General features: G+C 45.6%; 15 protein-coding genes. 11 read left to right on the top strand and 4 right to left on the bottom strand.

What is annotated here, in order from left to right; all coding sequences use genetic code 11:
• Nucleotides 1-10: 10 nt before the first annotated feature.
• The gene (gene leuB, locus ACF8OV_RS09340) at nucleotides 11-1,102 is read right to left on the bottom strand and encodes a 3-isopropylmalate dehydrogenase (protein ID WP_005459506.1); all 1,092 of its coding nucleotides are present in this window, start codon (nucleotides 1,100-1,102) and stop codon (nucleotides 11-13) included.
• 82 nt (nucleotides 1,103-1,184) lie between these two features.
• Nucleotides 1,185-2,732, bottom strand: a complete 1,548-nt coding sequence (gene leuA / locus ACF8OV_RS09335) for a 2-isopropylmalate synthase (RefSeq protein ID WP_243196978.1) — start codon at nucleotides 2,730-2,732, stop codon at nucleotides 1,185-1,187.
• A gap of 543 nt (nucleotides 2,733-3,275) precedes the next feature.
• On the opposite strand from leuA, the gene ACF8OV_RS09330 reads away from it, so the two are divergent.
• The 8 genes from ACF8OV_RS09330 to ACF8OV_RS09295 all read left to right on the top strand — a co-directional run bounded on the left by ACF8OV_RS09330 (nucleotide 3,276) and on the right by ACF8OV_RS09295 (nucleotide 14,166).
• Nucleotides 3,276-4,073 carry an SH3 domain-containing protein gene (locus tag ACF8OV_RS09330; RefSeq protein ID WP_023584988.1) on the top strand — a complete coding sequence of 266 codons (798 nt, stop codon included), beginning with the start codon at nucleotides 3,276-3,278 and terminating at the stop codon, nucleotides 4,071-4,073.
• Between the two features lie 167 nt (nucleotides 4,074-4,240).
• Nucleotides 4,241-4,789, top strand: a complete 549-nt coding sequence (locus ACF8OV_RS09325) for a phosphatase PAP2 family protein (protein WP_243196977.1) — start codon at nucleotides 4,241-4,243, stop codon at nucleotides 4,787-4,789.
• Between the two features lie 3 nt (nucleotides 4,790-4,792).
• On the top strand, nucleotides 4,793-5,839 hold the full coding sequence (locus ACF8OV_RS09320) for an MJ1255/VC2487 family glycosyltransferase (RefSeq protein WP_025558304.1): 1,047 nt from the start codon (nucleotides 4,793-4,795) through the stop codon (nucleotides 5,837-5,839).
• Nucleotides 5,840-6,436: 597 nt separating this feature from the next.
• Nucleotides 6,437-7,396: a LysR family transcriptional regulator CalR gene (gene calR / locus ACF8OV_RS09315; RefSeq protein ID WP_005459522.1), complete on the top strand. Its 960-nt coding sequence runs from the start codon at nucleotides 6,437-6,439 to the stop codon at nucleotides 7,394-7,396.
• 298 nt (nucleotides 7,397-7,694) lie between these two features.
• Nucleotides 7,695-9,503, top strand: a complete 1,809-nt coding sequence (locus tag ACF8OV_RS09310; protein ID WP_005480577.1) for a long-chain fatty acid--CoA ligase — start codon at nucleotides 7,695-7,697, stop codon at nucleotides 9,501-9,503.
• Between the two features lie 450 nt (nucleotides 9,504-9,953).
• Nucleotides 9,954-11,678 (top strand): acetolactate synthase 3 large subunit, encoded by a 1,725-nt coding sequence (locus ACF8OV_RS09305; RefSeq protein WP_005480580.1) that lies wholly within the window; start codon nucleotides 9,954-9,956, stop codon nucleotides 11,676-11,678.
• Between the two features lies 1 nt (nucleotide 11,679).
• Nucleotides 11,680-12,174 (top strand): acetolactate synthase small subunit, encoded by a 495-nt coding sequence (gene ilvN, locus ACF8OV_RS09300; RefSeq protein ID WP_005459526.1) that lies wholly within the window; start codon nucleotides 11,680-11,682, stop codon nucleotides 12,172-12,174.
• A gap of 111 nt (nucleotides 12,175-12,285) precedes the next feature.
• Entirely contained in the window at nucleotides 12,286-14,166 is a 1,881-nt protein-coding gene (locus ACF8OV_RS09295) for a GGDEF domain-containing protein (RefSeq protein WP_203504610.1), read from the top strand.
• Between the two features lie 93 nt (nucleotides 14,167-14,259).
• Here ACF8OV_RS09295 and ACF8OV_RS09290 read toward each other — a convergent pair whose 3' ends face one another.
• Both ACF8OV_RS09290 and pykF read right to left on the bottom strand, forming a co-directional pair.
• Nucleotides 14,260-14,928, bottom strand: a complete 669-nt coding sequence (locus tag ACF8OV_RS09290; protein WP_005453785.1) for a GntR family transcriptional regulator — start codon at nucleotides 14,926-14,928, stop codon at nucleotides 14,260-14,262.
• A gap of 157 nt (nucleotides 14,929-15,085) precedes the next feature.
• Nucleotides 15,086-16,498, bottom strand: a complete 1,413-nt coding sequence (gene pykF, locus ACF8OV_RS09285) for a pyruvate kinase PykF (RefSeq protein ID WP_005453794.1) — start codon at nucleotides 16,496-16,498, stop codon at nucleotides 15,086-15,088.
• 431 nt (nucleotides 16,499-16,929) lie between these two features.
• Between pykF and ACF8OV_RS09280 the strand changes: the two genes are divergently transcribed.
• The 3 genes from ACF8OV_RS09280 to ACF8OV_RS09270 all read left to right on the top strand — a co-directional run bounded on the left by ACF8OV_RS09280 (nucleotide 16,930) and on the right by ACF8OV_RS09270 (nucleotide 20,220).
• Nucleotides 16,930-17,691 (top strand): DeoR/GlpR family DNA-binding transcription regulator, encoded by a 762-nt coding sequence (locus ACF8OV_RS09280; protein WP_005453786.1) that lies wholly within the window; start codon nucleotides 16,930-16,932, stop codon nucleotides 17,689-17,691.
• A gap of 114 nt (nucleotides 17,692-17,805) precedes the next feature.
• Nucleotides 17,806-19,638, top strand: a complete 1,833-nt coding sequence (gene glmS, locus ACF8OV_RS09275) for a glutamine--fructose-6-phosphate transaminase (isomerizing) (protein WP_005453795.1) — start codon at nucleotides 17,806-17,808, stop codon at nucleotides 19,636-19,638.
• 204 nt (nucleotides 19,639-19,842) lie between these two features.
• On the top strand, nucleotides 19,843-20,220 hold the full coding sequence (locus tag ACF8OV_RS09270) for a DUF3316 domain-containing protein (protein ID WP_023624886.1): 378 nt from the start codon (nucleotides 19,843-19,845) through the stop codon (nucleotides 20,218-20,220).
• The last annotated feature ends 96 nt before the right edge of the window (nucleotides 20,221-20,316 follow it).

The raw sequence follows: 20,316 nt of genomic DNA, 5'->3' as shown, positions 1-20,316 counted from the left end.
GTCAGTCTGTTTATGAGTTCAAAATGTACTCAGCGATCTTGTCACCCATTTCTGATGTCGTCAGTGCAGGCTTGTCGCTTGCTAGGTCTGCGGTAAGCTCGCCTGCCGAAAGTGCTTTAGATACTGCGGATTCGATATCTTGCGCCGCAGCTTCTTCGCCAAGGCTGTAACGCAGCATCAGTGCTGCAGAAAGGATCTGCGCAACTGGGTTAGCAATGTTTTTGCCTGCGATATCTGGTGCGCTGCCACCGGCAGGCTCGTATAGGCCGAACTTGCTTTCGTTAAGACTTGCTGAAGGCAACATGCCCATAGAGCCCGTGATCATTGCACACTCATCAGAGATGATGTCGCCAAAGATGTTTGAACATAACATGACGTCAAACTGGGCTGGGTCTTTGATTAACTGCATGGTCGCGTTGTCGATGTACATGTGAGACAACTCGACATCTGGGTAGTCTTTGGCAATCTCTTCCACAACTTCACGCCATAAGATAGAACTCTGCAGAACGTTTGCTTTGTCAATTGAGCACACTTTCTTACGACGTAGACGAGCCGATTCAAACGCGATTTTTGCAATACGTTCGATTTCGTAGCGGTGGTACACCTCGGTATCAAACGCTTTTTCGTTAGCGCCTTCACCCTCACGGCCTTTCGGTTGGCCGAAGTAGATGCCACCAGTTAATTCGCGTACGACCACGATATCAAAGCCGCGACCTGAGATGTCTGCACGTAGCGGTGAGAAAGCTTCTAGACCAGCGTGGATTTGCGCTGGACGAAGGTTACAAAACAGTTGGAAGTGCTTACGTAGTGGCAGCAATGCACCGCGCTCTGGCTGGTCGTTTGGTGGCAAATGTTCCCACTTAGGGCCACCAACCGAACCAAATAGAACCGCGTCAGACTCTTCACACGCTGTTACCGTACTTTCTGGAAGTGGGCAACCATGATTATCGATAGCAATACCACCAACATCATGTTCTTCGCGCTCAAATGAGATGCCATGTTTTTGCTCGATCGCATCCAGAACTTTATGCGCTTGAGCCATCACTTCTGGGCCGATGCCGTCACCAGGAAGTACGGCAATTTTGTATGATTTGTCTGTCATGTTATTCCTTTAATCTTCTAATTTTTGAGCTTAATTATTTGAAATCGTGTTGTGTGTCTCTGAGCGATAAAGCTCAGCATGACTATACCGTAGCAATCTTGTTCTGCTTCATCTCGGCAATGGTGTCTGCGCGATGGATGCTGTTGATAACATGCAATAGTGCTTGACCAGAAGCTTCTACGATATCGGTTGAAACGCCCGTACCGTGGTATTTTCTACCTTTGTAGTTGGCAATGATGTCTGCTTGACCTAGACCATCCTCACCTTCACCTTTTGCGGTTAGATCGAATTTATCTAGTACGATCTCGTAACCTGTCACGCGGTAGATACATTGGTATAGCGCATCAACCGGACCATTGCCGACCGCCGCTTCACACATTTCCGCATCACCACATTGCATCTTGATGCTGGTGGTTGCCATCACGCTGCCCGATTGCACGCTTAGGTAATTCAACTTGTAGAAATCATCTTCTTCACGCAAGTTGGAGAAGTGCATTAGTGCTTCCAAATCGTAATCAAACACTTGGCCTTTACGGTCGGCCAGTTTCAAGAAATCGGCGTACAGTGCGTCTAGGTTGTACTCATCTTCTTTATAACCCATGGAATCCATGTGGCTCTTCACCGCCGCTCGGCCGCTACGACTGGTTAGGTTAAGTGCTTGGTTCTTAAGACCAATCGACTCAGGTGTCATGATCTCGTAAGTGTTCTTGTTCTTTAACATGCCGTCTTGGTGGATACCTGAAGAATGGCTGAATGCATTGGCACCCACGATCGCTTTGTTGCTTTGGATCGGCATGTTGCACAGTTGACTCACCAACTTGCTAGTACGATGGATTTCTTCGTGCTTGATCCCCGTGCTTACGCCCAGCAGCTCTTGACGCGTCTTGATGATCATCGCGATCTCTTCTAGTGAGCAGTTACCCGCACGCTCGCCGATACCATTGATGGTGCCTTCAATTTGGCGAGCACCGGCTTGTACTGCTGCAATTGAGTTTGCGACCGACATGCCCAAGTCATCATGACAGTGCACTGAAATGATGGCCTTGTCGATGTTCGGCACGCGGTTGAAAAGCGTTTGGATGATGCCACCGAACTCGCTTGGCACTGTGTAGCCAACGGTATCGGGAATGTTGATGGTACTTGCGCCAGCATCAATTGCGGCTTCAACCATGCGACATAGATTGTCGATTGGCGTACGGCCTGCGTCTTCACAAGAAAATTCGACATCATCGGTATAGTTACGCGCGTGTTTAACGGCGTTGACCGCCATTTCAAGTACGTCATCGTAACTGCGGCGTAGCTTGTCTTGAACGTGAATCGTGGAAGTGGCTAGAAAAGTGTGGATACGGAATTGGTCAGCAACTTTTAGCGCTTCAGCTGCGGCATCGATGTCTTTCGCAACGGCACGCGAAAGGGCACAAACTCGGCTATTTTTGATGTGTTTTGCAATAGTTTGTACGGACTCGAAATCGCCAGGGGAAGAGATAGGAAAACCAGCTTCGATAACATCAACGCCCAGCCTTTCAAGCGCATAGGCAATCTGCAGTTTTTCTTTAACCGTCAAGCTTGCTGACAACGCTTGCTCGCCATCACGCAAGGTGGTGTCGAATATAATGACCTGATCGTTCATGTTTGCTTCCTTCCTGATTTCTGCACTTTCGTGCAAGTTAATCGTTTACTTCCAGTATTTAGATATAAAAAAACCCGCATTTTCATGCGGGTTTCTAAGAAATTGGTGTGGTTATTTTTCTTCCACAGCCTACCCGCGCGAACTGGTCACGATCAGGAGGAGGCTAAGCAGGATAGAAAAATGAGCTGACATAGTTGTTAAGCTTTCCACAAATTTAAGTTAACAAATTAGTACCGCACTCCTTGGAGCGCGTCAACCCTAAAGTCGATTTTTTATTCATATCGGATGAGTGGTTTAATAATAGGCAGCTGATACATCGACACATTCAATCAATTCAAAGTGCAATCAGTTAAAAGTGAAGGAAACGTGCTAGAACCTGAGCGGGCGACAAAGATCACAGCCTAAAGCTTTGTGTTATCAAAATTCCGGTATAGGGATTGCGACTTATCACACAAAGGTCTTAATTGCTTGGCGAAAATACGCGCTGACCATTTATAGTAGTGCAGTTGCATTAGGTGAAGAGAAACAGAAGGTAAAGGATTCATGGTCACAGCAAAACAACTTGGACGTTCGGCACTCGCATTAACATTGATCAGCTTATCTGGTTGTCAGCTGTTTCAATCAAACACGAATGCTGAGGTGGCTTCTCCGGTGATCGTGAACGATCATGCGCAAAGTATTATGGTCATCAGCGATCAAATGGACATGTACTTAAGCAGTGAAGGGCGGGAATCTTTCTTAAATCAGATGCTGGTGGCGCTTGAGTCGGATAGCCGAGATAAATTCAAAGGCAAAGATCCTGACACCTATTCGTGGTGGAAGATCCGCGTGCAACCTAATGAGTGGCAACAAGCTGAGATAGTCAGACCAGTAGAAGAAGGAGTGGATACCTCTAACAAGCTGGAGTTCATGGATGTCTCCTATCGTTCAAAAACGGGGTTAAATTTGCGCTCCAAACCGAGTGTAGAGAGTACAAAGCTGGGGCAACTTGAAAAAGGCGAAGTGTTCAATGCGTTGGCGAGAGTAGAAGGAGAACCTTGGATTCTGGTTGAACAAAAAGGCGTTATTAAGGGCTACGTGCATCAAGATTACGTACGCAGCAACGTCGTGAATCGCGATATTTTGTCGACTCAACCGAATCCGTTGCTCGATGCTCAGCAAGCGACTCATTCTGTATCGAGTGCCCGACACGAGCTGCTGGGCAGCTACACGTGTCGAGCGCTGAGCTATGAGTTAACTAAAGACGGTGATGTGACCACGGGGTCATTACGCGCATGCCGCAAAAAACGCAAAGTTTGGTATATCGATACGCCGTCTGCCTCACCAGCTAACCCTTCGTAATTCTTATTGCTTTTATTGATGTGTTTAACGGTATGGTTGGGGACATCAATGTGCGCTATTCCGTCCATTCTACTTTTGTCACTAATTGTCCAACTTCCCGTCATGTAGCTGTCACCTAAACCTCCTACTTTGCACACAAAGGCGTTGTCAAAGTAAGGGAAGGTCACATGCGAACCATTGAGACAATCACACAGCCAATAGCAACCATCGCTAAGTTTGATTTAGCATTCTCTAGCGTATGTCTTCAGCATCGTTTTAACCAACAAGTTGCCAACATCAGTAAAGGCGTTTCGCACAGTGGAGATGGGCATCTCTACGTCGTCTTAGGGCTGTTAGCTTGGTATTTAGATAAAGAACACGGCTCTTGGTTTATGTTAGCCGGATTGCTGGCATTTACCGTCGAGCTACCCATTTACTGGACGCTAAAAAACAGCTTTAAACGCCGTCGCCCCGAAGAACTGAGCGCTTTGTTACCTGCTTTTATCACCCCTTCTGATCGCTACAGTTTACCGTCTGGACATACTGCTGCTGCGTTTGTCATGGCAACACTTATCAACCATTACTACCCAGAACTCGGTTATGTCGCATTCTCTTGGGCGAGCTTAATTGGTACGGCGCGTATTTTGCTCGGTGTTCATTTCTTTACTGACGTCATCATCGGGGCGCTGTTGGGAAGTGCGTGTGGTGCTCTGGCTATTGCGATCGTAGGAGGCTAATGGATGAAAATTCTATACGGTGTTCAAGGTACGGGAAATGGCCATATCGCACGTGCACGTGCAATGAGCAAGGCATTTGAATCGCACGATGTGCAGGTCGACTTTCTTTTTTCTGGACGAGCACCGGAGAAATACTTTTCAATGGAAGCGTTTGGCGATTATCAGACTCGTCGCGGTTTTACGTTTGTGACGGAAAAAGGCTCGGTCAATTACGCCAAAACGGCCTTGAACAACAATTTGATTCATTTTTTCAAAGAAGTGAACCAACTTAATCTGGCGCCTTATGATTTAATCATCAACGACTTTGAACCCGTCACGGCTTGGGCAGCTCGTCAACAAAATAAGCCGTGTATCGGTATCAGTCACCAAAATGCGTTTCGCTATCCAGTGCCTCTGAAGGGGGCTAGCTGGCTGGATAAATCAGTACTTGAGTATTTTGCACCATCTCAACATCAGCTTGGATTGCACTGGTATCACTTTGACCAGCCGTTGCTACCGCCCATCGTCCACACTTTGGATAACCAAGCGGATAACGATGATTTCGTGTTGGTGTATTTACCGTTTGAGTCGATTGAGGACATCTGCGACTTGTTGTTCCACTTTAATCAGCAGACGTTTATTTGTTATCACCCCGACGTGATAGAAGTAGAGAAAGTGGAGAACATAGAATTGCGTCCGCTGTGCCATACCAACTTTCAGCACCATCTACATTGTTGCTGTGGGGTCATCGCCAACGGCGGTTTTGAACTGCCTTCAGAAGCACTTTCTCTTGGCAAAAAACTGCTAATGAAACCACTGGCAGGACAATTTGAACAGCAGAGCAACGTAGCCACGCTTGAAGATCTTGGGTTAGCCACTGCAATGGACAGTTTAGACATTTCTACCGTACGTCAGTGGCTCAAAGAGCAGCAAGCTGAGAGTGTTAAATACCCCGACGTTGCACAAGCCATCGTGAATTGGGTTTTACAAGGGGCGTGGGATTCGCAAGAAGAACTCTCCAAACAGTTGTGGGAGCAGGTGGATTTTCCGAGCTATGTATCCAATATCTAAGTTTGTTTGCTCGGATTGTTTGTGGCAAATACATAATAACTATTAACTACCTATTATTACGTCCCTTCCAACATTCCTACATGGTACTTGATGCAGCTTTTCGATTTCGAAGGGCTGCATTTTTATTCCCTCTCGTTCATTTCTATTCATTGTTTAATTGCAGATTATTTGACTGATACGCGCAAATTTACGCCAAAGACATAGGCTGTGTTTTTTGGTCTGCTGGTTATTGATAGGTGGGGTAAATATGTTTCGATGTTTGTTCTTAGTCTTATCAATTTGCTAAATACATACTCAAAGAGTGTGGTTTTAGTTGTTTTATAGTTTTTTATATTTTTCTCAATTGATTGATTTTAAAGGATTAAATACCTAAGCGGCTAAAATTTAGTGATTAAATATCAATCTAGTTGCTAAACCCCAATCGATTAGTTGATAGTACGCTTCGAGCCGGAAGTATCCGGACGATAAATATAATAAAAATTAGGTTTCTATTCGTAAAAATGATTCGAATCCAGCCGCCGTCTTTTGTGCGAGATGGGATTCTATTCGTTATGAATTCATTGAAACAATTTGACGATTACAAAAGAGGCGCACTCAATGTTAGAGAAGAAAGATGCGATGAGCGCAATTGCTAGCTACCGTATGGAAAGCACTTTGCGTGGTGTAGATTTGAACCTACTGACTGTATTTGATGCTGTGATGCAAGAGCAAAATATCACTCGTGCAGCACACAACTTAGGCATGTCTCAACCGGCAGTAAGTAATGCCGTGGCACGCTTAAAAGTGATGTTTAACGATGAACTGTTCATGCGTCAGGGCCGTGGTATTCAACCAACTCAACGTGCGCGTCAACTGTTTGGCCCTATCCGCCAAGCATTGCAACTGATCCGTAACGAATTGCCAAGCTCGGTATTCCAACCAGAGTCGTCAACTCGTCTATTCAAGCTGGCGATTTGCAGCCCATGTGACATGCGCTTTGCTCCAAAAATCATGGCGAAGATTAATCAACAAGCGCCAAACGTTCAGCTACATCTAGACGCGGAATTTGACCGTCTTCTTTCTGAGCGCATGCGTTACCAAGAAATCGACTTCGTGATCGATTACGCTCGTTTTGATGAGCAAGGTTTCTCAAGCACAGAAATTTTCAAAGATGAATTGGTGGTTATCGCTTCGAAAACGCACCCACGTATTCAAGGTGGCGTAAGCGCCGAGCAGCTAATTAACGAAAAGCACGCGAAACTGTCTAAAGTTCACGGTCAACGTAGCTTCTCTGAGCAGGCGTACCGCGAGCTTGACTGCCAAGCTGCGTACGAAGGTTCAAGCCTAAGCAACTTGCTTTACGTTGTTAGCCAATCTGAGTTAGTGACTATCGCACCACGCTGGATGGCGGAAAATGCGGTGAACAGTGACCAACTGCAGATTCTAGATTTCCCATTTGCGAACAAAGAAATCAGCGGCTTCCTTAGCTGGCATGAATCAAGTGAAAAAGACAAAGGCCACATTTGGCTACGTGACCAGCTAATGGTGACGTGTGGTGAAGTGGTTGCATCAAAATAAGTTTATTATTTGGTCTGATGAACTGGTCAGACTGGATTTGTAATCATCAATTTTTACAATTGTTTGGCCCCGAGAGACGTTTGTCTTTCGGGGCTTTTTATTTAGGTTAATTAATAAGCGAAACAGCAAGTTATTTTGCCTAAACCTCCATCAACTTCAATTGGGCCTTGGGTTCATTAGTGATAGTTGTCTCTTATTAGTGATAAGTTTGATACTGGTCAGTTGCGTTTTAGCATTGCGTGAGTACACTTGTTCGCTCAAATAGCTTACGCCTGTAAGCCAAAAGGTAAGTAAAAGAATGGCCAAGTTAGATTTTCATATCGTTAAACGTATTCGTGAACAAATTGCGAACGGTGGTACCCGCGTTGCACTGAAACATAAAGTAGCAGGAGCATGGCAAGGTATTACTTGGGAGCAGTTTGGTCAGCAAGTTGATACTTTATCGCTTGCACTTTTGGCTCAGGGTTTAGGAGTCCAAGATAAGATCGGCATTTTCTCAAACAACATGCCGCAATGGACGATTGCTGATTTCGCCGCACTGCAACTGCGTGGCGTGACGGTGCCTATCTACCCAACCAATACTGCTGCTCAGTCGGCATACATCATCGACAACGCAGACGTAAAAGTTCTGTTTGTTGGCGAACAGCCTCAGTTTGATGCTGCTGTGAGCATTTTTGAACAATGTGAGCAGTTAGAGCTGATTGTTGCGATGTCGGATGATATTGAGCTTGGCGATCATGACTTTGCTATCTCTTGGAAAGACTTTGTCGCAAAAGGCGATACAAGCCATCAAGCTGAACTTGATGAGCGTTTGGAACAAGCGAAAGTTGATGATTTGCTTACGCTGATCTACACCTCAGGTACAACGGGTCAACCTAAGGGCGTGATGTTGGATTATGGCAACATCGCAGCGCAGCTAGAAGGTCACGACCAACGCTTGAGCTTATCTCAAGATGATGTTTCTTTGTGTTTCCTTCCGCTTTCACACGTATTTGAACGCGCTTGGACATTCTACGTATTATACAAAGGTGCGACGAACTGTTACTTGCAAGACACCATGCAGGTGCGCGATGCATTAAGTGAAGTGCGTCCAACCGTGATGTGTGCGGTTCCTCGTTTCTACGAAAAGATTTTCTCAGCGATTCACGAGAAAGTGTCTCGAGCACCGATTCATCGCAAGATCATGTTTACTTGGGCGGTGAACATGGGCGCGAAAATGGCACTTTGCCATCAAGAAAAACGCAAACCTTCGATGATGCTGCGCAAAGCACACGCATTAGCTGACAAGTTGGTGCTAAGTAAGTTGCGTGCGTTACTCGGTGGTCGTATCAACTTTATGCCATGTGGTGGCGCGAAGTTGGATGAAACCATTGGTCGCTTCTTCCATGCTATTGGCATCAACGTGAAGTTGGGCTACGGCATGACAGAAACCACCGCGACGATTTCGTGCTGGGATGACAAGTGCTTTGATCCGGATTCTATCGGTATGTCGATGCCTGGCGCGCAAGTGAAGATTGGCGAAAACAACGAGATTCTGGTTCGTGGCCCGATGGTGATGCGCGGTTACTACAAAATGCCAGAAGAGACCGAAAAGACGTTTGATGAGCACGGTTTCTTAAAGACCGGTGATGCTGGCCATATTGATGAAAATGGCAACCTGTTCATCACCGATCGCATTAAAGAACTGATGAAAACCTCTGGTGGTAAATACATTGCACCGCAAATGATCGAAGGTGCGATTGGTAAAGACCACTTCATTGAGCAGATTGCGGTGATTGCCGATACACGCAAGTTTGTTTCTGCGCTGATTGTGCCGTGTTTTGACTCTCTTGAAGAATATGCGAAAGAACTGAACATCGCATACCACGACCGAGTTGAGCTTATCAAACACCACCAAGTGGTCGAAATGCTTGAGAAGCGAGTGAATGAACTGCAAAAAGAACTGGCGAAATTTGAGCAAGTTAAGAAGTTCAAACTGCTACCAAGAGCTTTCTCGATGGACGATGGAGAGTTAACGCCAACGCAAAAACTGCGTCGTAAAGTGATTAACGATAAATACCAAGACGAAATCGAAGAAATGTACAACGAAAAGTCAGATAAAAAGTAACAAGCACTGACTTAGATTTCAGATTGATGAAAAGATCCCCAGCCGTACCTTTTGGTATCGTTGGGGATTTTTGTATGTGCAGCAGTTCGGCTTGATGATGCAGATAACGGGTGAATTTCTGATGTTTGGGTAAATCTCTGTGAAATTATGTTCTTTTTTTTGTCGTTATGTTTTTTGATCGTGCTGCATATTTGCGCTTAGTTGGCTTCTATTCCTGTTATCGTTCTGCTTTCTAGTGTCTTGTTTAAAAACTAGACATATCTCTCATTAGACCCGTTGCTAATAAACCGTTACATTTGTTGATGAACCTTGCGGGATGTTATGACGAACGCAAGACATAGCCGAAAACGTGGAAGTATTTCGATTAGGCTACGAATAAGACCTAGACTATGTAAAACCAGACCAAACCGTTGACCTTACGGTGTGGAATTCTGGGTAAGGAGAGCAATTATGACAGCAATGTTGTCAGGTGCAGAGATGGTGGTGCAATCTCTGATAGAGGAAAACGTAGAGCAGATCTTCGGTTATCCGGGTGGTTCCGTTTTGGATATCTATGATGCACTGCACGCAAAAACCGACCAAATTAAACACGTACTAGTAAGACACGAACAGGCTGCGACGCACATGGCTGATGGCTATGCTCGCGCAACAGGTAAGCCGGGTGTGGTACTGGTATGTTCAGGGCCTGGCGCAACCAATACCATTACCGGTATTGCAACGGCGTACATGGACTCCATCCCGATGATCGTGATTTCAGGGAACGTGCCAAACAGCCTGATTGGTAACGACGCTTTCCAAGAATGTGACATCGTGGGCGTCTCTCGTCCGGTAGTAAAACACAGCTTTTTGGTGAAAAAGGCGGAAGATATCCCTGAAACGATCAAAAAAGCCTTCTACATTTCAACAACTGGTCGTCCTGGGCCAGTTGTGATTGATTTGCCTAAAGACGTAATGAATCCGCAAATCAAACTGCCTTACCAATATCCAGAAAGCATTTCGATGCGTTCATACAAGCCAACCACTTCGGGTCATAAAGGCCAAATCAAGAAAGCGCTGAAGTCTTTGATTGAAGCGAAAAAACCGGTGCTTTATGTCGGTGGTGGCGCAGTCATTTCTGGTGCTCACGAACATATTTTAGAACTGGCAGACAAACTTAACCTGCCAGTTGTCAGTACCTTAATGGGCCTAGGTGCATTTCCGGGTACTCACAAAAACTCGCTTGGTATGTTGGGGATGCACGGTACTTACGAAGCCAATATGGCGATGCACGAAGCGGATCTAATCTTCGGTATTGGGGTGCGTTTTGATGACCGCACCACCAATAACCTTGAGAAGTACTGTCCAAATGCGAAAGTGATGCACATTGATATTGATCCGTCGTCGATCTCCAAAAACGTCAAAGTGGATCTTCCAATCGTAGGCTCTGCTGAAAAAGTACTGACTACTATGCTTGGTCTACTGGCAGAGCAAGATTGTGGCAACGATGAAGCGGCGATCACTAAGTGGTGGGATGATATTCAAGTGTGGCGCGATCGTCAGTGCTTGTCTTACGAAACGTCGTCGGATCGAATTAAGCCACAGCAAGTCATTGAAACACTGCACAAGCTAACCAATGGTGATGCGTATGTGGCGTCTGATGTAGGCCAGCACCAAATGTTTGCGGCGTTGTACTACCCATTCAACAAACCTCGCCGTTGGATCAATTCGGGTGGCTTGGGCACAATGGGCTTCGGTCTTCCTGCTGGTATGGGCGTTAAGTTCGCGATGCCTGAAGAAGAAGTGGTGGTGGTGACGGGTGATGGCAGTATCCAGATGAACATTCAGGAGCTATCGACGGCCATGCAGTACGATATTCCTGTGAAGATCATCAATCTGAATAACCGATTCCTCGGTATGGTAAAACAGTGGCAAGACATAATTTATCAAGGTCGCCACTCTAACTCTTACATGAGTTCTGTTCCGGATTTTGCTGCGATTGCAGAAGCTTATGGTCACGTCGGCATTCGTATCGAAACGCCAGATCAGCTCGAAGAAGGGCTACAAAAAGCGTTGGATATGAAAGATCGTTTGGTGTTTGTTGATATCAACGTAGACGAAACCGAGCACGTATACCCGATGCAAATTAAAGGCGAAGGTATGGACAAGATGTGGCTAAGCAAAACGGAGAGAACTTAATATGAGACACATTATTTCGTTGCTATTGGAAAACCAACCGGGTGCGTTGTCTCGTGTTGTCGGCTTGTTCTCTCAACGTGGTTACAACATTGAATCATTGACCGTATCGCCGACGGATGACGAAACGTTATCGCGTTTGAACATCACAACCACATCGGATGAAATGCAGCTGGAGCAAATCCAGAAACAGCTACACAAGTTGATTGATGTACTGAAAGTACAAGAAGTCACTGAGTTTGAACACATTGAACGTGAACTGATGATGGTGAAAGTGAAAGCCAGTGGTTTTGCGCGAGCGGAAGTGAAACGTACGGCAGATATTTTCCGTGGACAGATTGTGGATGTCACCGCTTCTCAGTACACCGTGCAGCTTGCTGGCACCAGTGAAAAGCTCGACGCGTTCATCCAAGCCATCTCCGAAGTCACCGAAGTGGTCGAAGTAGCACGTAGCGGGGTAGTAGGTATTGCCCGTGGAGAACGAGCGTTAAAGCCTTAACAAGCCTCATATCTAACCGAAAAGCCACTGTATTACAGTGGCTTTTTGTTTAGATGCTGCCAAATAATGATATAATTGTCGTTTTAGTAGGCATCATAGGCTGTAGGACGCGTGAAAGTAAAAAAGCTGGTCGGCACATTATTGGCGACAGCACTATTCTTTAGTGCCCTCACCGCCACCTACTACTACCAGAAATACCAAGCCCTCTTAGCGAATAATGTTGAAAACACCGCCAAAGAAGCCTTACACCAACTGGCTTACACCGGGCGCGAATACAACAATATTCAAGATCAGATAGAAACCATCAGCGACCTACTTGGTCACAGTCAAAGCCTTTACGATTACTTACGTGAACCCAGTAAAGCCAATCTGACCATCTTAGAGAACATGTGGAGCTCGGTTGCTCGCAACCAAAAACTGTATAAGCAGATCCGTTTTCTCGACACCTCTGGCACCGAAAAAGTTCGCATTAAATACGATTTCAAAACCGGCATCGCTGGCCCATCATTGATCCTTCGAGATAAATCTGCGCGAGAGTATTTTAAATACGCGCAGAGTTTGGAGAACGAGCAAATCTCAGCTTGGGGGATTGAACTTGAAAGGGGCAAAGGTGAGTTGGTTTATCCGCTAAGTCCGTCACTACGCATTTTGATGCCAATTTCAGTGAATGACGTTCGACAGGGTTACTTAGTGTTGAATGTCGATATCGAGTATCTGTCATCCCTTCTCAACTATTCACCAGTGCGAGATTTCCACATCGAGTTGGTTAAGCACAACGGCTTTTATATCGCGAGTCCTGACGAGTCGCGCTTGTATGGCGATATTATTCCTGAGCGTTCTCAGTTTAATTTCTCGAACATGTATCCAGATATATGGCCGCGAGTGGTATCTGAGCAAGCGGGGTACTCTTATAACGGTGAACATTTGATTGCGTTTAGCTCGATTAAGTTTGTCTCCAACGAGCCTTTGCATCTCATCATCGACCTCTCGAATGAGCAGTTGTCAAAAAGAGCGACGCGCGACATCAATGACCTTATTCAAGAATCCTTGTTTGTATTAAGTCTTGTGCTGGTTTTCACTTTGCCAATTACCGCGTTGGCGCTGCATTACCGTCGTCATAGTGTGGAATCGAAGTTAGCCCGTGCCGCACTCGATGGTATGACCGCCGTCATGATTTCTGACGCGTCGCTTCGCATCATCATGGTCAACCAAGAGTTTGAAAACATGATGGGTTATTCTACCGAACAAGTGAAAGGCTCAAATGCCCATAGCCTGATTTTGCTTCCTGAAGACCTCGAAGAGACGCTAAACATTTGGAATAAGTTAGGGCGCGAGAATGTTTGGGAAGGCGAAGTACGCTGCCGTACCCAATTGAATCATGTGTTTACGGCGATCATGCGTATCCAAGCGAACTTAACAAAGTCCGGTAAAATCAGCTATTACATCACTTCGCTGGTGGATATTTCTGAACGTAAAGCGTTGGAAGAGCAGCTGCGCAACTTAAGTGAGAAAGACGGTTTGACTGGACTGTGGAACCGCAGAAAGTTTGAAGAACAATTAACCCACTACGCGAATATTGTAGAACGTTATCCTGATACACCGACGACGTGTTTGGCTTTGTTTGATATTGACCACTTTAAGCGCATTAACGATGAACGCGGTCACGATGAAGGGGATAAAGTCATTTGTAGCGTCGCAGAAACGTTACTACGTGAAGTGCGCACTACGGATTTTGTTTCTCGTGTTGGTGGTGAGGAGTTTGCGGTGATCATGCCTCATACCACAGTTAAAGAGGCCGAAGTGGTGCTCAATCGTTTGCGAGTCGCGGTTCAGCTGCGAAGCAATATGACCGTTACTGTCAGTGCAGGTTATAGTGACCTCACTGCCGATCGAACTCGAAGTTATAAGTGCGCAGATATCGCGCTGTATGAATCCAAAAGCGCTGGCAGAAACTGTGTTTCTTTATGTCATAGCATTGATGATATTGCTTAGTTCACATGAGCGAGAAAACCGTTTATACCAAAAAGAAAAAATCGGGATATACCCGATTTTTTCGTTAATAAGCGAGTTGATTTGGCGTGACGTTTATAGCGGGTTGTCGATGGCGGTTTCGACACATTGCAACGACTTCAACAAATAACGATCCAGAAACTGCACCGCATCGTCACTATTTTTAGACAGCGATAACTTCATGATCATCTCTTGTTCATCGATATTGCAGTGACCTTGATTGTTCGTTCCTAGCACTTGCATAGCAAAGTAATGGTAACGCTTGATCTGGTTTAAAATATCTCGGAAGAAGGTAAACAAATTGTGCGAGTTCGCCCCCTCAAGCAACGCCTCAAGAAAGTGATAGTGGCGTTCTTCCCATTCTCTCCAGCAAAAACCTTGGCCGAGATTCACTCGAGATAGTTTGTGGTATGAAGTTAGGACGTCCAGTTCCCAGTTTTCATCGCCTGTCATGATCGCCTTTTTCAATAGAAATGAAGCCGTCATCCGTAGGCTTTCATACAAGTCATTCAACTCATGCTTACACACTGGCGCAACCCAACAGCCTTTTTGCGGCGCGAGTTTGACGTATTTGCTCCACGATAGCTGAACCAATGCTTCGCGAATAGGGGAGGCACCTACGTTGTATTTCTCTTTTAGCTCTGCAACCACAAGTTTTTGACCAGGTTTTAGCTCACCAGTCAGGATATCCTGACAGATCATTTTTGATACTTTGTCGGTAAGAGTGGGACTGGACACATACACCTCATAGAATTTTTTATCGTGACGACAAAATTAAACAGTACGCAGTTCTGCGTGAGGTGAATGATACAGGTAGCGTATTATTAGAGCAAGAAAGCCATATAAAAAAAGAGGGCATAAGCCCTCTTTCTCAATAAACTGAAATGTTAAAAATTCAGTCTTATAGTACGTGTACAGAAGCTGTGTTCGTAGTACCTGAAGCGACTAGAGCACCAGAAACCATTACTACGATATCGCCTTTGTTACCTAGACCAGATTCTAGAGCAAGTTCTTTACCTGCTACGTAGAATGCGTCAGTGCTTTCGATAGCGTCAACAACAACTGGAGTAACACCCTTAGTTAGAACTAATTGTGCTGCAGTTTTCTTGTTAGTTGTTAGCGCTAGGATGTTTGCAGTTGGGAAGTACTTACGTACTGAACGTGCAGACTTACCGCCTTCAGTTGCAACAACGATCAATGGAGCAGCCAGTTTTTCAGCTGTGTCTACTGCGCCTTTACATACTGCTTCAGTGATGCGTAGACGTGGGCTGTCTAGACGAGAGCCTAGTTCAGCTTTAAGTACAGAGTCAGTACGTTTAGCGATTTGAGCCATGATAGTTACCGCTTCAACAGGGTATTTACCTTTTGCTGTTTCGCCAGAAAGCATTACTGCGTCTGTGCCGTCCATTACTGCGTTTGCAACGTCGCCTGCTTCCGCACGAGTAGGACGTGGGTTGTTGATCATAGAATCAAGCATTTGAGTTGCAGTGATAACCATCTTACGTGCACGGTTACACTTCTCGATCATCATTTTCTGAGCGAAGATTACTTCTTCAGCTGGGATTTCAACACCTAGGTCGCCACGAGCAACCATGATGCCGTCAGAAAGTTCTAGGATCTCATCGAAGTTATCAACACCTTCTTGGTTTTCGATCTTAGAGATGATGTGGATGTTCTCGCCGCCGTTTGCAGCAAGTACTTCACGGATTTCTTGAACGTCAGAAGCTTTACGGATGAAAGATGCAGCTACGAAATCAACGCCTTGCTCACAACCGAATTTAAGGTCGTTCTTATCTTTTTCAGATAGAGCAGGTAGGTTTACAGAAACGCCAGGAAGGTTAACACCTTTGTTTTCGCCTAGAGCACCGTTGTTAAGAACTTTACATTTAACTTCAGTGTCAGTTGTTGCGATAACTTCCATTTCGATTAGACCGTCGTCTACTAGGATAGTGTTACCAACGTTTAGGTCAGCTGCGAAGCCAGCGTAAGTTACTGCAACTTTGTCTTTGTTACCTACAACTGAAGTGTCAGTTGTGAAAGTGAATTCTTGACCAGCTACTAGATCAACGTCGTTACCGCCTTCTAGTTTGATAGTGCGAATTTCTGGACCTTTAGTATCTAGAAGGATTGCTAGTTGTTTGCCAGTAGCTTCCATTACTTTGCGGAAGTTCGCGATACGAGTGCCGTGTTCTTCGTAGTCACCGTGAGAGAAGTTAAGACGCATTACGTTCATGCCTGCGTTTACTAGTTCAGTTAGCTTCTCTACAGATTCAGTTTTAGGGCCAATCGTACAAACGATTTTGGTCTTTTTCATGGAAGATACTCTCCGGTAAGTATAGTTACAATTTGAAAGTCGGTTATTTACTCTGAAGTTAGGCGCTTTTGATGACATTTAGTGCCTGCCACCCACCGATTTTCCGCCGTATTATTGAACTTCAGATTCTGAAAGTCTTTCACCAAGTTTAGTCATTTTATGACTAAAAGATCGGCGATTTTGGTTACCTTTTTGTGACTAATCCCACTTTATATGCAGAAAGTTGCAAAAAAATAGCCGTCAGTTCTGTAATTTTTTTTCTTTTCGGTGGCGAATTCTACCACCGAATGAATCCAATATCACTGTTTAAGAATTGTCTTAGGACAAGGTTTTATCGAGAAATATTAATTTTTTGGATCGAAATAAATGGACTTAAAAGTTTCGGTTTGACTATAATAAGTTTCACATCGAAACTTAAATTCAAAACGTAAATGTCGAAACGAAACACTCAACTGAGAAGACACGCGATTTCCAATATGGTAAATGAGCTAGGAGAAGTCAGTGTTGATGAACTGGCTCAAAAGTTCGAAACCTCAGAAGTCACGATTAGAAAGGACTTAGCTTCTCTAGAAAAAAATGGACAACTTTTACGCCGATACGGTGGTGCGATTGCCATCCCTACGGAAGTTATTCATGAAGAACTAAGCTCTAATGTTTCGACTCGAAAGTTAAGTTTGGCGAAAGCTGCGGCATCATTGATTCGCGACCATAATCGAATCGTGATAGACAGCGGTAGCACGACCGCTGCGCTGATTCAGCAACTGAACGACAAACGTGGCTTGGTGGTCATGACCAACTCATTGCACGTCGCCAATGCCCTTAACGAGCTAGAGAGTGAACCCACTCTGCTAATGACAGGCGGAACTTGGGATACGCACTCTGAATCCTTTCAAGGCAAAGTAGCCGAATCTGTATTACGAGCTTACGACTTTGACCAGCTGTTTATTGGTGCGGATGGCATCGATTTGGAGCGCGGAACCACAACATTTAATGAGTTGGTTGGCTTAAGTAAGGTGATGGCAGAAGTCTCTCGTGAAGTCATCGTTATGATCGAGTCCGAAAAAATCGGTCGTAAGATCCCTAACTTAGAGCTCGCTTGGCATCAAATTGATGTGCTGGTCACCGATGCGGATATCCAACCAGAGCACAAAGTACAGATTGAACAACATGGCGTGAAAGTCATTTGCGCCTAATCTAATAATGTAACCAGTTTCATATTTCGCTTCCCTCTGAATACAGGCCTTTGCTTGCTGCCTCTATCTGAAACATGGCTAGGGAAGAACAAAACTACAAACGGAGATAAACACATGTGTGGAATCGTAGGTGCAGTAGCACAACGAGATGTTGCAGAAATTTTAGTTGAAGGCTTACGCCGCTTGGAATACCGCGGTTACGACTCTGCGGGCGTGGCAATTGTTGACGCTGAAGCGAACCTAACGCGCATTCGTCGCCTAGGTAAAGTACAAGAGTTGGCGGACGCGGTTGATGAAGCGAAAGTGGTTGGCGGTACTGGTATCGCTCACACTCGTTGGGCGACGCACGGTGAACCTTCTGAAATCAACGCTCACCCACACATGTCTGGCGACATCACGGTGGTTCACAACGGTATTATTGAAAACCACGAAGAGCTGCGCGAGCTGCTTCAATCTCGTGGTTACGTATTCGAATCGCAAACGGATACAGAAGTTATCGCACACATGGTTGAGTGGGAACTGCGTACAGCTGAATCTCTACTAGAAGCGGTACAAAAAACCGCGAAACAACTTGAAGGCGCATACGGCACAGTGGCGATGGATCGTAAAGATCCATCTCGCATCGTCGTAGCACGTTCTGGCAGCCCAATCGTGATCGGTTTTGGTGTCGGTGAGAACTTCCTTGCTTCTGACCAACTTGCACTTCTTAACGTAACACGTCGCTTCATGTACCTAGAAGAAGGTGACGTAGCAGAAATTACTCGCCGTGACGTAACGGTTTTCGATGTGACTGGCGAACGTGTTGAGCGTGAAATTACCGAATCAAACGCAGAGCACGATGCAGGTGATAAAGGCCAATACCGTCACTTCATGCAAAAAGAAATCTACGAGCAACCTAAAGCGTTGATCAACACAATGGAAGGACGCATCACGGCAGACTCTGTTGTAACTGATGCGATCGGTGTGCATGCGGCAGACATTCTAAGCAAAGTAGAACACGTACAAATCGTCGCGTGTGGTACGTCTTACAACGCAGGTATGACAGCGCGTTACTGGTTTGAAGACATTGCTGGCGTGAGCTGTGACGTCGAAATCGCGTCTGAGTTCCGTTACCGTAAGTTTGTGACTCGTCCAAACAGCCTTCTTATTACGTTGTCTCAGTCTGGTGAAACAGCAGATACGTTAGCAGCACTTCGTCTTGCGAAAGAAAAAGGTTACATGGCGGCGATGACCATCTGTAACGTAGCGGGTTCTTCTTTGGTTCGTGAATCTGATTTTGCATTCATGACTCGCGCTGGCGTCGAAATCGGCGTGGCTTCAACCAAAGCGTTCACGACTCAGCTTTCTGCACTACTTATGCTGGTAACAGCCCTGGGTAAAGAGCAAGGTCGCATCAGCAAAGAGAAAGAAAAAGAGATTGTCGAAGCGCTACACGCACTTCCTAAGCAAATCAACGCGGCACTTTCTTTCGAGAAAGAAATTGAAGCACTAGCAACGGATTTTGCAGACAAGCACCACACTTTGTTCCTAGGCCGTGGCGAGTTCTATCCAATCGCGATGGAAGCGTCTCTAAAACTGAAAGAGATCTCTTACATCCACGCAGAAGCGTACGCGGCGGGTGAACTGAAACACGGTCCTCTTGCGCTGATTGATGCAGACATGCCTGTTGTGGTGGTTGCACCAAGCAACGACCTACTTGAGAAGCTAAAATCAAACGTTGAAGAAGTGCGTGCACGTGGCGGCCTTCTATACGTATTCGCAGATGCAGACGCAGGCTTCGAAGGCGATGAAACAATGAAGATCATCACGATGCCTCACGTTAGTGAAATCACGGCGGCGATCTACTACACCATCCCAATGCAGTTGCTGTCTTACTACGTAGCACTGATCAAAGGTACGGACGTAGACCAACCACGTAACCTAGCGAAAGCGGTAACGGTTGAGTAATAACGCTTAACAGCAAAAATTCCAAGCGGCACATGCGAGAGTATGTGCCGCTTTTTTTGTCTTGTGCTAAGCGTGATGGAGCGCTCAAGCGCCTTCGCCAGTAAGTTGCTTTCATGACAAAAATGTCATGTTGTTGAAAGGGTGGTGTCAGAGGCGGTGTTCAATAATGACCTCATTGAAAACAAGCACTCAAAGGTTAACAACATGAACGCAATCAAAACTGCTCTTTTTGTAACGGTAATGGCAATGACTAGCGCATCTGCATTCGCTCAACCACTTTTCGCTGGTGGCAACTACGTGAGCCGCGAAGAGATGAAAACCATCTCAGTTACGCCGATGGCAACGTCAGATGAGGCTTATCAACAGGCACTGTCTGAACTCAATTCACTTAAAACCATGTCGGCTCGTGAACTGAATAAAGAGCTCAATATCCTGACATTTAATGTGAAGTCTCGCAGTACGCATTTAAAAGATGGAGGCTTCGTGACCGTGCAAGAACGCATGAATGAAGATGGTCAGTTGGAATATTTGGGCAAAGTGAATGTCAAAGTGCATTATGCCGAACGCGATAACAATCGATAATGGTTTGCCAATGAGGAAGAGTATGGTGTGGTTCACATCATGCTCTTTTTCGAGCTTTATACTGGGTTCTCATCCTCCCGCTAACACACCAGGTAA

This window comes from Vibrio sp. GLN_1, assembly GCF_043106015.1.
GTDB lineage: Bacteria > Pseudomonadota > Gammaproteobacteria > Enterobacterales > Vibrionaceae > Vibrio > Vibrio parahaemolyticus.
The sequence above is the reverse complement of the archived record's forward strand: the minus strand, read 5'-3'. Positions and strand labels throughout refer to the sequence as shown.

Bases quoted from the DNA above. Each gene is read 5' to 3' on its own strand.
- leuA (WP_243196978.1), bottom strand. From the start codon at position 2,732: ATGAACGATCAGGTCATTATATTCGACACCACCTTGCGTGATGGCGAG.
- pykF (WP_005453794.1), bottom strand. From the start codon at position 16,498: ATGAAAAAGACCAAAATCGTTTGTACGATTGGCCCTAAAACTGAATCT.
- glmS (WP_005453795.1), top strand. From the start codon at position 17,806: ATGTGTGGAATCGTAGGTGCAGTAGCACAACGAGATGTTGCAGAAATT.
- ACF8OV_RS09270 (WP_023624886.1), top strand. From the start codon at position 19,843: ATGAACGCAATCAAAACTGCTCTTTTTGTAACGGTAATGGCAATGACT.
- ACF8OV_RS09325 (WP_243196977.1), top strand. From the start codon at position 4,241: ATGCGAACCATTGAGACAATCACACAGCCAATAGCAACCATCGCTAAG.
- ilvN (WP_005459526.1), top strand. From the start codon at position 11,680: ATGAGACACATTATTTCGTTGCTATTGGAAAACCAACCGGGTGCGTTG.
- calR (WP_005459522.1), top strand. From the start codon at position 6,437: ATGTTAGAGAAGAAAGATGCGATGAGCGCAATTGCTAGCTACCGTATG.
- ACF8OV_RS09310 (WP_005480577.1), top strand. From the start codon at position 7,695: ATGGCCAAGTTAGATTTTCATATCGTTAAACGTATTCGTGAACAAATT.
- ACF8OV_RS09330 (WP_023584988.1), top strand. From the start codon at position 3,276: ATGGTCACAGCAAAACAACTTGGACGTTCGGCACTCGCATTAACATTG.
- leuB (WP_005459506.1), bottom strand. From the start codon at position 1,102: ATGACAGACAAATCATACAAAATTGCCGTACTTCCTGGTGACGGCATC.
- ACF8OV_RS09320 (WP_025558304.1), top strand. From the start codon at position 4,793: ATGAAAATTCTATACGGTGTTCAAGGTACGGGAAATGGCCATATCGCA.
- ACF8OV_RS09305 (WP_005480580.1), top strand. From the start codon at position 9,954: ATGACAGCAATGTTGTCAGGTGCAGAGATGGTGGTGCAATCTCTGATA.
- ACF8OV_RS09280 (WP_005453786.1), top strand. From the start codon at position 16,930: ATGTCGAAACGAAACACTCAACTGAGAAGACACGCGATTTCCAATATG.